The sequence below is a fragment of the Roseibium sp. R5 genome (assembly GCF_055755305.1).
Genome location: NZ_CM146910.1, coordinates 1,974,122 through 1,987,094 on the forward strand (window position 1 = coordinate 1,974,122; position 12,973 = coordinate 1,987,094).

Consider the following 12,973-nt stretch of genomic DNA (forward strand, 5'->3'; position numbering starts at 1 on the left):
CATGAGCCTATTCAGCCTCAGGTCCGCATTGCGGAGCCTCCCTTTGGGCTTGAATTCAACCTAGCGGCAAACCCTGTCACCAACCTGTCGCCGGCTGTCTATGCGCTTGCAAGAAGTGATGAGGGCAGGCAAGAGTGAGGGCAGGAGGACCAAGAATTGCGGCTATTGCTCGTTGAAGACACCTTTGACATGGCTGAAGCCATCATGATCCGGCTGGATCGGAGCGGTATAGCCTGTGACCTTGCCAAAACACTGGAGGAAGCACGCTCTCTTCTGGATGTTCAGCGGTATGATGTCATTGTTCTGGACTTGAATTTACCGGACGGGCTTGGAACCGACCTCTTGAAAGAGTTACGGCAAAAATCCGATCGCACGCCGGTTTTGGTGCTGACCGCAGAGTTCTCCGTGGATGATCGCGTATCGACGCTCAACTCCGGTGCTGACGATTATCTGGTGAAGCCCTTTGATCATCGCGAGCTGGAAGCGCGCATACAGGCGCTCTACAGACGTGAGCAAGGAGACAAAGCGGAAGAACTGGCGATCGGGGACCTGACCTTTAATGCGACGGCCCGCGTTGTCCGTTTGAAGGAGGCGCCGGTCAACCTGACCCGGCGGGAATTCTCACTTCTGGAGTTGTTCATTCGCAATCGGGGAAAGGTTCTGAGCAAGGAACGGCTTTTTGAAGGCATATTCAGCTTTCAGGACACTGACGTCAGCATGAATGCGCTGGAGCTTTATGTTGCGCGCCTGCGTAAAAAACTCTCCGGAAGTTCTGTTGTGATCGAGACGCAAAGAGGGCTTGGATACAAGCTTGAGGTCCATGACTAGCTTGCTCAGCCGGTTTGGTGCGACATCTCTCACAGCGCGTGTGGCTTTGGGCGTGACGTTTCTTTTGACCTTTGGTGGGATTATCGTCTCGATCGCAGCCTTTGCATATGGCCGCGAAGCTGCGCGCTCGGCTTATGACCGCTTGCTGGTAGGGGCGGCCAATGACATTGCCTCGGCAATCACCGTGGTGGATGGCAATCCGGTCCTTGAGTTGCCGCATTCTGCATTTGAGCTTCTGGCGCTCGCGCCTGATGACCGGATCGGGTACCGGATCGTTGGGCCAAATGGCCAAACCCTGACCGGTTACGATGAAATTGCCCTGCCTGCCGGGCTGACAGGGTACAACGACGTCTTCTTCGACGGTGTGTTTTTTGGAGAAACAGCCCGATATGTTGTTGTGTCCCGGAGATTTGCCGAGCGTACTTGGAGCGGGACCATCCGGGTTGTTGTGGGGCAGACCCTGAAGGCGCGAAACGCCATGGCCGTGGATATTACGCGCAAGGCGCTTTATGTGTTGGCAGCATCCGGATTGGCGATGATGCTGTTGGCGGTTCTGGTGGTGCGTGCTGTTTTCAATCCACTGAAGCGGATTGCCGGTGGATTGGCTGAACGTGATCCTCATGATCTGACACCCCTCGATACAGATGTGCCGCGGGAAACCGCCATGATGATTCAGGCGTTGAATGCCTTTATGGGGCGGCTGGATCGGCAGATGGATTCCATGCGGCATCTGATCTCGGATACGGCTCACCAATTGAGGACACCCGTCGCCGCGCTCAGAGCACAAGCAGATCTCTTTTCCGATGAGGAGGACCCTGAGCGCAAGGATCGCATTGTTGAGCGTATTCAGACCCGGTCCGCAAGTCTCGGCCGGCTACTTGATCAAATGTTGAGCCAGGCGTTGGTGATTCATCGCGGTGACAGCGTTCGACGGGCAAAAATCGATCTCCGGGATGTTGTGCTGGACGTTTTCGAGGAGGGTGATCATGCTATTCTGCGGCCGGATATTTCAGTCGTTCCGCAATTGGCAGACCAACCGGTTCACGTGCTTGCGGATACGACGTCCCTTCAAGAAGCTGTCAAGAATCTTCTGAGCAATGCCTTGAAATATGGACGGGCACCGGTGCGCATCGGTGCAACCACGGAAAACGGTGTTGCCTCTATCTGGGTGGAAGATGATGGCGGTGGGCCCGATCCGGAAATCCTTTCCGCCTTGGGAACACGCTTCAATCAATCTGGTTTGTCCCGTCAGAATAGTTCCGGTTTAGGACTTGCCATTGCGCATGCTGTTGCCCGGTCTTTTGAAGGACAATTGGTTTTGGAAACACACGGCGACAGGACTTTTCGCGCAGCTCTGTGTTTTCCGGAAATCAAGGCGGAGGCTGCATGAAGGGTATTCTGTGCAAGTCAATTGCTTTTGGTCTCTGGATGTTGGCAACCTTCAGTGTCCCTGCAATGGCGGCCGAACCTGAGTTGGTCGAACAATATGGGGCTGCTGCTGCCGAGCAGACCCTCATAGTGCGCTCGACTGCCGACATCTCGGTTTTTGCGCCCGTTGTCGAGGCTTTTTTGGAAACACGGTCCGATCTGACACTCATCTATGAGCAGTGGGGATCGAACGATCTCTACACCCAATCCCGCACGGAATGCAGGGAAGGGGCACCGGTTGCCGATGTCGTGATCAGTTCCGGCGTCCACCAAATGGTCAAGCTGGTCAACGAAGCCTGTGCCCAAAGCCATGTGTCGCGGGAGACTGAGCAGTTGCCAGCTGCGCTGCGATGGCGCGATGAATTGTGGGGCATTTCCAGGGAGCCTGCTGTCGTAATCTATAATCAGGACTTGGTGCCGCCAGCTGAGGTGCCAAAGTCGCGGTTTGATCTTCTGGATTTGCTCCGGCCTGGCAACACCCCTTACGCCGGACGCGTTGCCACCTATGACATCGAGGGCTCCGGCCTCGGGTATCTTTTTGCTTTTGTCGACGCACAAGAGGCATCGACCTTTGGCGCATTGCAGGAAGCCTTTGTGCGCACCCAAGCCGTCCGGTCGTGCTGCTCCTCCGATATCATCCGGAGCGTGGCCGATGGCCGCTACCTGATCGCCTACAATGTGCTGGGATCTTACGCCCAAGGATATCAGCAGCAAGATGACCGGATCGGGATCGTTTTGCCAACCGATTACACATTGGTGCTGTCCCGTGCGCTGATGATCCCGAATGGGGCAGACAACGGTGCTGCAGCCACTGATTTTCTGGACTTTTTGTTGTCGCCCGAGGGGCGCAGGGTCTTGCGTCAAGCATTGCTAATCAGCCCGCTGCTTGAGACGGAAGAGGGGGCCGAAGGAGAGACTTTAAGTTCGACAGCACTTCGCCCGATCGGTTTGTCTCCGGCGCTCATGGTTGCGCGGGATCAGCTGACCCGGGAAACTTTCTTGAAACGCTGGCGCGTGACATTTCCTGGGCCGTGAATGCAGAAAATCAATTCGTAAATTCTTTTGGAAACGCGCGTCGGGCGTGAATACTCGCCCCTTGCAAGCCGCCGGTCTTGGAGAACACGCCACGCACCACAAGTGGTTCGGTGTAATTCGCAAGTGTTATTGCGCGGGTCTTGCGATCAATTTCTGCCAGAAGCCGGTCGTCGGCGCTCAAGCCACCACTCACCGGGATTACATCCGGACCAAGCAGATTGATCACCATACTGAGCGATCGAGCCAGAATGGTTGTAAAGGCGTCGATGGTTCTTGACGCTTGCGGCTCTCCGGTGCGCCAAGCGGTCGTTACTTCAATGCTTGAGTATGATGTGTTGTGAAGAGCGGCGTGTATTTTTTCCAGACCTCGCGCCGAACCGTAAGCATCCAGGCAACCGATTTGACCGCACCCGCATAGAAAATGCGGAATGCCTGAAACCGTCCCACCCGCGGTTGGATCGACAACCGGACCGTGCCCCCACTCTCCGGCGATCCCACCACGTCCTGAGACAAGACTGCCGTTGTGAACCAAGCCACCGCCGACTCCCGAGCCAAGAATGATGGCAAAGACAGTCTCTTTGCCAGCACCGGCACCCTCGACAGCTTCTGCCAGTGCAAAGGCATCTGCATCATTGATGATCGCGACCGGGGTGCCGAGTTCCGTCGTCAGATCCGAAGCGATCGGGCGGTCGTTCAGGCAGGGAATGTTGGCGACGTCTGCGATGCCGGTTTGTGCATCGAAGGCCCCTGCGAGCGAGATAGCAGCCGGACCGCATGTCTCCGGAAGACACTTGCGGAGTGCTTCGACAAACTCAGACCACGAGTGCAACGGTGTTGGAACCCGCCCAGCCTCTTGCACCGGACCATGCGCATCGGGATACGTATATCGAATGAAGCTGCCACCGATGTCGAAGGAGGTCACCATCTTGAATTTGCGTCTTTCAAAAGTGGTTCTGGAGGGTTCAGTCAATAAACCGTGACTTGCTTCTTGCACAGACTTTTCCCGTCAGAAAGAAGCGCCCGTTGTCCCGGATAATACATCCAGCAACTTAGATGCGGCTGCGCATTCGGTAACCTGGAGCAAAGATGAGTTTCACATGTGTGATGGGCGCATCGCCGGTCCAAGTGATGCGCTCCATTGCAAACAGTGCTGTTCCCAGTGTGCAATCAAGGATCCGGGCGGTGTCTTCGTTGGCGTTGAGCGCAGAAAACGACAGATGCCCCCGGCTGTAGGGGGCATTGTGGACCAGCCATTCGTTGGCGCTGGAGACCTCGAACTTACGCTGGCGCGCTTCGGGCACGGTATCAAGATTGATGTAACGCTCTTCAAACGCATAAGGACGGTCGTCCGCAAAGTGGAGCGTTTTCAGATAGAGCACGTCATCACCGAGAGATGCGTAAAATACCCCGTGCAGCATTGGTGGAACCGGTTGGTAGGCTCGTTCCAGTAGACTGTGCCGATAGGTCTTGCCGAGCGCTTCCACCTCTTCCCGGATGATCGGAATCGTGAGCGTGGCACGCTGCGGCGGATTAAGTGCAACACGCGTGCCCGCACGGCGTTTGCGGATTACCAGCCCGCTTTCGGCCAGGTCCCTTAGCGCTCTATTGACTGTCGTGCGCGCGCAACCGAATTCTTCTGCCAGATCCGCTTCGTGCGGGATCTGCGCGCCCGGTTCCCAGACGCGGTCATGGATCCGGCGAAGAAGCTCTTCGCGAATGCCAGTCCAGGAGTTCGTATCGGTCAGGGCCACAGGTGATCAGTTCCTTGTTCAGATTCGGCCGCGCAACGCCTTCATTGTCGCCCGGTAGCGCGCGCGGATTTCCTCGCCTTTTACATGGATTCCACCGGTAACAACATGGCGGCCTGCCGACCAGACATCCTGGACCATTCTGTCATCGCCCGCGAAGATGTAGGCATCCAGGATCTCGTCGCCCTCGCGGTCTTCAAGGTCGATGGCATTTGCGTCCAGGGCGACCATGTCGGCAAGGTGACCGGCAGCGATCTGCCCAGCACTACGTCCACACGCTTGTACGCTTCCGGAAACCGCTCCATCAAACAACACACGACCTGTCGAATTTTCCGGATTCGCCACCGACGCCCTGCATTTGTCGCGTAGGCGCTGCGAGTATTCCAGTGTGCGCAACTCTTCTGACAAAGAAATCCGGATGTTGGAGTCGGAGCCAATTCCGACCCGCCCGCCGGCATCCAGAAATCGGACGCCGTCGAAGATCCCGTCTCCGAGGCTCGATTCGGTGATCGGACAAAGCCCGGCAACCGCGCCGGTCCGCGCCAGTCCAGCGGTCTCTTCGGGCGTCATTTGTGTGCAGTGAATCAGGCACCAGTTTTTCGATACATCATGGTTGTCCAAAAGCCAGCCGACTGGCCGCTTACCCGTCGCATCCAGAACTTCTTCGACTTCGGCGACTTGTTCTGCCAGGTGCATGTGCAAAGGCATCGGCCCCGCGAGTACGACAGCGTTGTTCAACGCGTCCGAGTCGACTGCGCGCAACGAGTGGGGCGCGACGCCCAAAACACAATCTTTATCGAGGGGCTGTAGGGCGTGACCCGCCTGTTCATGGAGTCTTTGGAACCGGTCGAAATCATTGCCGAAACGGATTTGTCCCGGTGCCAGCGGGCGCTTGTCGCAGCCGCCGTGGGTGTAAAGCACCGGCAACAAGGTCAACCCAATACCGGTCTTGCTCGCAGCTGCCACAATCCGCTCCGACATTTCGCCGAGATTGCCATATGGCGCGCCGCCAGGCTGATGATGCAGGTAATGGAATTCCCCGACAGCCGCATACCCGGCCTCAAGCATTTCCATCTGGACGAAGGCGGCAATCGCTTCGACATCATTTGGGGTGAGTGTGTCGAGAAACCGGAACATGATCTGCCGCCACGTCCAAAAGCTGTCGCGGCTTTTCTGACCCCGGCGTTCGCTCATTCCGGCCATCGCGCGCTGAAAGGCATGACTGTGGAGGTTGGACGGCGCAGGCAAAAGGATTCCGACCCGGTGTGTCTCTCCAGCTGGTGACAGAGCGTCCCTTTCGACCGCAGAAATCTCGCCGTTAGCCGAGAAGTCAACGCGGACGTTTTCCGCCCAGCCAGTGGGAAGCAGCGCCTTGTCTGCGAAAATGGTGCTGTCTTGCGCCGTAGGCATGCCGGTCTCTTTCCCTCGTTGACACGTTAATATGTGCATGCATATTATCTTTTATCGCAATCTAATCAAGCGGGAGATGTCCGGTGCCACAGCGCCTGCTGACAAATGCCAAATTGGTAACACTCACCGAGACGGGAGATCCGTACGGCTTGATTGAAGACGGTGTGCTCGCCATTGATGGCGAGACGATTGGCTATGCTGGGCCGGCAGCGGATCTGCCGGAAGCATTCTCGGACTATCCGAATGAGAACTTGAACGGGCGGCTGGTGACGCCGGGGCTTATCGATTGCCACACCCATGTTGTCTTTGGCGGTGACCGGGCTCGCGAATTCGAAATGCGGCTCGAAGGCGCGTCCTACGAAGAGGTTGCACGCGCAGGTGGGGGCATTGTCTCGACCGTCAAGGCAACGCGGTTAGCCAGTGAAGACGAATTGCTTGAAGGTGCGCTATCCCGCGTGGATGCGCTGATTGCCGAAGGTGTCACGGGGATCGAGATCAAGTCGGGTTATGGCCTCGATAAGGAAACCGAACTCAAAATGCTGAGAGTTGCCCGCAAGGTCGGCAGCCTGCGCTCAATCTCAGTAAGCACGACATTCCTCGGTGCGCACGCTGTTCCGGCAGACTATAAAGACCAAGCGGACGCTTACCTCTCTGAGGTTTGCCTGCCCACGTTGGAAGCTGCCCATGCCGAGGGTCTTGTCGATGCGGTCGACGGCTTCTGTGAAGGCATTGCCTTTTCGCCAAAACAAATCGCAACAGTGTTCGACAAGGCGAAGGAACTTGGCTTGCCGGTCAAACTCCACGCCGAGCAATTGTCGAACCTAGGCGGAACTGCCCTTGCGGCCTCTTATGGCGCATTGTCCGCAGATCACCTGGAATATCTGGATGAAGCTGGCGTCAAGGCCATGAGTGCCAGTGGTACGGTTGCCGTCATCCTGCCCGGAGCATTCTACACCTTGCGCGAAACCCAAGCCCCGCCGGTCGACCTTTTGCGCCGACATAATGTGCCCCTGGCGCTTGCGACAGATTGCAATCCAGGGTCTTCGCCGCTCGCTTCTCTCCTTCTCACAATGAACATGGGCTGCACTTTATTCCGCATGACACCGGAAGAAGCACTTGCCGGTGTGACCCGCGAGGCGGCCAAGGCACTTAGTTTAACGGACCGCGGGACGCTGGAGGCCGGAAAACGCGCTGATCTTGCCATCTGGAACGTTCGGCACCCGGCAGAACTTAGCTATCGCATCGGCTTTAACGCCCTAGAAAAACGTATTTTTGGAGGAGCCGAATGAGCGCTCTTGTTGTGTCTCCGGGCGCTGTTCGCCTTGCCGATCTGGAGCGCGTCTACCGTGAAAACCTAACGGTTCGGGTGGACCGGGCTGCAGAAGCTGCAATCCGGTTGGCTGCGGAGCGGGTCGGGAAAGCCGCACGCGGTGAAGAAGCCGTTTATGGTGTCAACACAGGGTTCGGCAAGCTGGCGAGTGTAAAGATTGCCGCCGAGGACACAGAAACACTTCAACGAAACCTGATTCTGTCGCATTGCTGCGGTGTTGGTGAGCCGCTCGACACGGCTACAACCCGTTTGATGATGGTCCTCAAACTCCTCTCTCTTGGGCGCGGGGCGTCCGGAGTTCGTCTTGAAGTGCTGGAGCTGATCGAGGCTTGCCTGGAAAAAGGTGTTACGCCGATCACGCCATCTCAAGGTTCTGTTGGAGCGTCCGGTGATTTGGCACCCTTGGCCCACATGGCCGCTGTCCTCATCGGCGAAGGCGAAGCGGAATTCGGCGGCGAGCGGATGTCAGGTGGGGCCGCGCTCGAAAGGGCCGGATTGGAGCCCGTCGTTTTAGGGCCCAAGGAAGGCCTCGGCCTTATCAACGGGACACAGTTTTCGACGGCGTGCGCGCTTGTTGGTCTCTTCGAAGCCTGGCGTCTGGCCGAAGCAACGGTATTGACCGCAAGCATGTCGACCGACGCCATCATGGGCTCAACCGCGCCGCTTCTTCCGGAGATCCATGCACTGCGTGGCCATCGTGGTCAGATCGAAGTGGCTGCCGCAATGCGCGCAGTCATGGCGGGGTCTGAAATCCGTGAGAGCCACCGGGAAGGCGACACCCGTGTTCAGGATCCCTACTGTATCCGCTGCCAACCGCAAGTTACGGGTGCCTGCATTGACCTTCTACGCATGGCCGCCAGCACCCTTGAGATTGAGGCGAATGCGGCAACCGACAACCCTCTGGTGCTGATCGAAGAAGACCGGATTGTTTCTGGTGGTAACTTTCACGCGGAACCTGTTGCTTTTGCCGCCGACCAGATTGCGCTCGCGATTGCCGAGCTCGGGGCGATTGCCCAGCGGCGTATCGCCTTGATGGTGGATCCGGCCTTGTCTTTCGATTTGCCTCCGTTTCTTGCGCGCGATCCGGGGTTGAATTCCGGGCTTATGATTGCTGAAGTGACCACTGCTGCATTGATGAGCGAAAACAAACATCTCGCAAATCCATGCTCAACAGATTCCACGCCGACCAGCGCCAATCAGGAAGATCATGTGTCGATGGCCGCGCATGGCGCGCGCCGATTGGCACGCATGAATGCGAACTTGGCTCATATCCTGGGTGTTGAACTGCTTTGTGCTGCCGAAGGGATCGAACATCGCGCACCGCTCAAGACGAGTGCGCCGCTTCAAAATGCTTTGGAACGGCTCCGGCAACAAGTCCCCGCACTGGAGAAGGACCGGTACCTGGCACCGGATCTGGAGACCGCTGCAGAGTTGATCAAGTCCCGAAGCTTGGTTGCGTTTCTTGATGACAATGCCGCCTTGGTCCTTGGAGGTGCGCATGCAGCCGGTTGAGGTCTTTTACGGAGACGGGCCGGTGGTGCTTGGGGTGCCGCATGCCGGAACGTACGTGCCGCCTGAGATTTGGTCTTGCCTGAATGAAGTGGGCCAAAAGCTTGCCGATACCGATTGGCACGTTGACCAACTCTATTCTGAGCTCTTGTCGGGCGCGACGATGGTGAAGGCAAATTTTCACCGTTATGTCATCGATGCCAACCGCGACCCGGAAGGCGTCAGTCTTTATCCTGGCCAGAACACGACTACGCTCTGTCCAACAACGGACTTTGACGGACGCCCGATCTATCTGAACGGCAGCGAGCCGGATCCAGAAGAGATCGAAAAGCGGCGGCTGGCTTGGCATGCGCCTTATCACGCTGCGCTCAAGGCCGAACTGGAGCGTGTCCACGCAAAACACGGCATCGCAATTCTCTACGATTGCCACTCGATCCGTTCCGTCGTGCCCTACCTGTTTGAGGGCACGCTGCCGGATTTCAACACCGGAACCAATGGCGGCGCTACATGCGCACCCGAAATCGAGAAGGCCGTTGTCGACCTCACAGCAAAAGCTGAGGGCTACACGTCGATCCTGAACGGCCGCTTCAGGGGCGGCTGGACCACCCGCCACTACGGCCAGCCAGCAGGCGGCTTCCATGCCATACAGATGGAGCTGGCTCAGTCCACGCATCTTGTGAACGAAGACACGCCTTTTGCTTATGACGAAGTGAAAGCCGCGCGTTTGCAGGTCCATCTGAAAGAAATTCTCAGCGCATTGGCTGATCTCGCGCCTGCGCTCGTCCAACACACCAAAAATTCCGAGGGAGCCAACCATGGTTGACCGCCGCCACAATGCACGTGACGTTTTCCCGCCGACGGGAACAGAGCTCAATACCAAGTCTTGGTTGACGGAAGCTCCGTTGCGGATGCTGATGAACAACCTGCATCCAGATGTTGCTGAAAACCCCCACGAGCTGGTTGTTTATGGCGGCATCGGCCGTGCTGCGCGCACCTGGGATGATTTCGACCAAATCGTTGCGAGTTTGAAGTCACTGGAAGACGATGAAACATTGATGGTTCAATCGGGCAAACCGGTTGGTGTGTTCAAGACCCATAAGGATGCGCCGCGGGTTCTGATCGCGAATTCCAATTTGGTGCCGAACTGGGCGAACTGGGACCATTTCCACGAACTCGATAAAAAGGGTTTGGCGATGTATGGCCAGATGACTGCGGGCTCCTGGATCTACATCGGCACGCAGGGCATCGTTCAGGGAACCTACGAGACGTTCATGGAAGCCGGCCGCCAGCATTATGAGGGCAACCTGAAAGGCCGCTGGATTCTGACCGGTGGACTTGGTGGTATGGGCGGTGCGCAACCGCTTGCTGCCGTCATGGCCGGAGCCTGCTGTCTCGCGGTCGAGTGTGATGAAAAGAGTGCCGACTTCCGCCTGCGTACAAAATACGTCGATGAAAAGACGCATTCTCTCGACGAAGCGCTTGAGATGATCGATCGCTGGACGAAGGCAGGGGACGCGAAATCCGTCGCCCTGATCGGCAACGCTGCCGATGTTTTCGCTGAACTCGTCAAACGCGGTGTCAAACCGGATATTGTTACCGATCAGACGTCAGCACATGACCCGGTGAATGGGTATCTGCCGCAAGGCTGGACCGTCGCCGAATGGCGTTCAAAGGCTGAGACAGATCCGAAAGCGGTTGAGAAAGCCGCGCGGGCTTCGATGAAAGTCCACGTGCAGGCAATGGTTGATTTCTGGAATGCCGGTGTTCCAACGCTGGATTACGGCAACAACATCCGCCAGGTGGCTTTGGAAGAGGGATTTGAAAACGCTTTCGCGTTCCCGGGCTTTGTGCCTGCCTATATCCGGCCGCTCTTCTGCCGCGGGATCGGGCCCTTCCGTTGGTGCGCGCTTTCCGGCGATCCGGAAGATATCTACAAGACCGACGCCAAGGTGAAGGAACTCATTCCGGATGATGAGCATCTGCACAATTGGCTCGACATGGCCAAGGAACGGATTTCGTTCCAGGGACTGCCAGCCCGGATTTGCTGGGTTGGTCTTGGTCAACGGCACCGGTTGGGTCTTGCCTTTAACGAAATGGTCCGCAACGGTGAGCTGAAGGCCCCGGTCGTCATTGGCCGCGATCATCTGGACAGCGGGTCCGTGGCGTCTCCGAACCGGGAAACGGAATCCATGAAAGATGGCTCGGACGCAGTGTCAGATTGGCCGCTTTTGAACGCACTGTTGAACACCGCATCTGGCGCAACCTGGGTGTCTTTGCACCATGGTGGCGGCGTCGGTATGGGGTTCTCGCAGCATTCGGGCATGGTTATTTGCTGTGACGGAACAGATGATGCCGCGCGCCGGATTGAGCGTGTGCTCTGGAACGACCCTGCAACCGGTGTGATGCGGCACGCCGATGCGGGTTACGAAATTGCGCTGGATTGCGCAAAAGAACAGGGATTGAACCTGCCGGGTATCCTTGGGAGATAAAAACAACGGCGGACAGCCCTCCAATCACCTTTGACAAAGAGGACAAGATGAAAAGACGTGATTTTCTGAAAGCCGGTGCAATCGGCGCAACAGGCGCAGCAGCAACAACGCTTGCAGCACCTGCCATTGCTCAAGATGTCCGCCAGTGGCGCATGGTTACGGCCTGGCCGAAGAACCTGCCAGGACCTGGTGTTGCCGCGCAGATGCTCGCGGATCGTATCACGACCCTGTCGGGCGGGCGCATCGAGGTTAAGCTGTTTGCAGCCGGGGAAATCGTTCCGGGCAATGGTGTTTTCGATGCCGTCGGGCAGGGCACTGCTGAGCTTTATCATGCAGTACCGGCCTACTGGGGCTCAAAGTCCAAGGGCATCCTGTTGTTTGGGTCCCAGCCGTTTGGACTGACGGCTCCTGAACAAGCGGGCTGGTTGATCCACGGTGGCGGTCAGGCGCTGTATGACGAGATGTATGGCCGCTTCAATCTGAAGCCGTTCTTGTGCGGCAACTCCGGTCCGCAATGGGCTGGCTGGTTCCGCAACGAGATCAACAGTGTTGACGATCTCAAAGGCTTGAAGTTCCGTTCCACTGGCTTGGCATCCGAAATGTGCTCCAAACTCGGCATGGCAGTCCAGGCCATGAGCGGCCCGGCAATGTTCCAGGCACTTCAGTCTGGCGCCCTTGATGCCGGTGAGTTCATCGGACCGTGGACGGACAGTGCGCTCGGCTACTACCAGATCGCCAAGAACTACTATTGGCCGGGTGTCGGTGAACCGTCTTCCGCTGAAGAATGCGCGGTTAATCTGGATGCTTACAACGAACTGCCGGATGATCTCAAAGAGGTCGTCACGCAAGCATGTGCCAGTCTCTACAACGATGTCCTGACAGAGTACAACACCAAGCATGCCCAGGCTTTGACGGGTCTCGTAAACGATCATGGCGTGATGGTGCGTAAGCTCCCGGACGATGTGATCGTGGCGATGGGCAACGCAGCTGGTGAAGTGATCGCTGACCTGCGTGCAGACAGCGATGATCTGGTCAAGCAGATCACGGAGAGCTTCCTCGGCTACCGCAAACTGATGCGCGAATACATGCCTTACGCTGACAATGGCCAGATGAACGCGCGTCTGCTCGACTACAAGTACGACTGATCGTCGGTAATATAAGGCACAGCCTGCCTTTGGCGATCGGAGAAGTCGAAA

The 12,973-nt window shown here is 57.2% G+C and carries 11 protein-coding genes; 8 read left to right on the top strand and 3 right to left on the bottom strand.

Features of this window, described 5'->3' with window-relative positions:
* Positions 1–165: 165 nt before the first annotated feature.
* The 3 genes from AC0J4F_RS09170 to AC0J4F_RS09180 are packed head-to-tail and all read left to right on the top strand — an operon-like array spanning position 166 to position 3,291.
* A complete protein-coding gene (locus AC0J4F_RS09170) occupies positions 166–828 on the top strand; it encodes a response regulator (protein ID WP_409694555.1) in 663 nt (220 codons plus the stop codon).
* Positions 821–2,218: a sensor histidine kinase gene (locus AC0J4F_RS09175; protein ID WP_473026027.1), complete on the top strand. Its 1,398-nt coding sequence runs from the start codon at positions 821–823 to the stop codon at positions 2,216–2,218. Before AC0J4F_RS09170 ends, AC0J4F_RS09175 begins: the two co-directional genes overlap by 8 nt.
* Positions 2,215–3,291: an ABC transporter substrate-binding protein gene (locus tag AC0J4F_RS09180; RefSeq protein ID WP_473026028.1), complete on the top strand. Its 1,077-nt coding sequence runs from the start codon at positions 2,215–2,217 to the stop codon at positions 3,289–3,291. Before AC0J4F_RS09175 ends, AC0J4F_RS09180 begins: the two co-directional genes overlap by 4 nt.
* A gap of 10 nt (positions 3,292–3,301) precedes the next feature.
* Here the strand turns inward: AC0J4F_RS09180 and AC0J4F_RS09185 are convergent, their stop codons facing one another.
* The 3 genes from AC0J4F_RS09185 to AC0J4F_RS09195 form a co-directional block, all read right to left on the bottom strand.
* On the bottom strand, positions 3,302–4,216 hold the full coding sequence (locus AC0J4F_RS09185; RefSeq protein WP_473026029.1) for an ROK family protein: 915 nt from the start codon (positions 4,214–4,216) through the stop codon (positions 3,302–3,304).
* A gap of 124 nt (positions 4,217–4,340) precedes the next feature.
* Positions 4,341–5,042, bottom strand: a complete 702-nt coding sequence (locus AC0J4F_RS09190; protein ID WP_473026030.1) for a UTRA domain-containing protein — start codon at positions 5,040–5,042, stop codon at positions 4,341–4,343.
* An 18-nt stretch (positions 5,043–5,060) separates the two neighbouring features.
* Positions 5,061–6,449, bottom strand: coding sequence for a formimidoylglutamate deiminase (locus tag AC0J4F_RS09195; protein WP_473026031.1), 1,389 nt, complete (start codon positions 6,447–6,449; stop codon positions 5,061–5,063).
* A gap of 83 nt (positions 6,450–6,532) precedes the next feature.
* Here AC0J4F_RS09195 and hutI point away from each other — a divergent pair, with 83 nt between their 5' ends.
* From hutI to AC0J4F_RS09220, 5 genes are read left to right on the top strand one after another with little or no spacing between them, the layout of a single operon-like run.
* Positions 6,533–7,738 (top strand): imidazolonepropionase, encoded by a 1,206-nt coding sequence (gene hutI, locus AC0J4F_RS09200; protein WP_473026032.1) that lies wholly within the window; start codon positions 6,533–6,535, stop codon positions 7,736–7,738.
* Entirely contained in the window at positions 7,735–9,291 is a 1,557-nt protein-coding gene (gene hutH / locus AC0J4F_RS09205; RefSeq protein WP_473026033.1) for a histidine ammonia-lyase, read from the top strand. Before hutI ends, hutH begins: the two co-directional genes overlap by 4 nt.
* The gene (gene hutG, locus AC0J4F_RS09210) at positions 9,278–10,111 is read left to right on the top strand and encodes an N-formylglutamate deformylase (RefSeq protein ID WP_473026034.1); all 834 of its coding nucleotides are present in this window, start codon (positions 9,278–9,280) and stop codon (positions 10,109–10,111) included. The genes hutH and hutG overlap by 14 nt, the downstream gene beginning before the upstream one ends.
* Positions 10,104–11,777: a urocanate hydratase gene (hutU, locus tag AC0J4F_RS09215; RefSeq protein WP_473026035.1), complete on the top strand. Its 1,674-nt coding sequence runs from the start codon at positions 10,104–10,106 to the stop codon at positions 11,775–11,777. Before hutG ends, hutU begins: the two co-directional genes overlap by 8 nt.
* Before the next feature lie 47 nt (positions 11,778–11,824).
* Positions 11,825–12,922 carry a TRAP transporter substrate-binding protein gene (locus tag AC0J4F_RS09220; protein ID WP_133951717.1) on the top strand — a complete coding sequence of 366 codons (1,098 nt, stop codon included), beginning with the start codon at positions 11,825–11,827 and terminating at the stop codon, positions 12,920–12,922.
* The last annotated feature ends 51 nt before the right edge of the window (positions 12,923–12,973 follow it).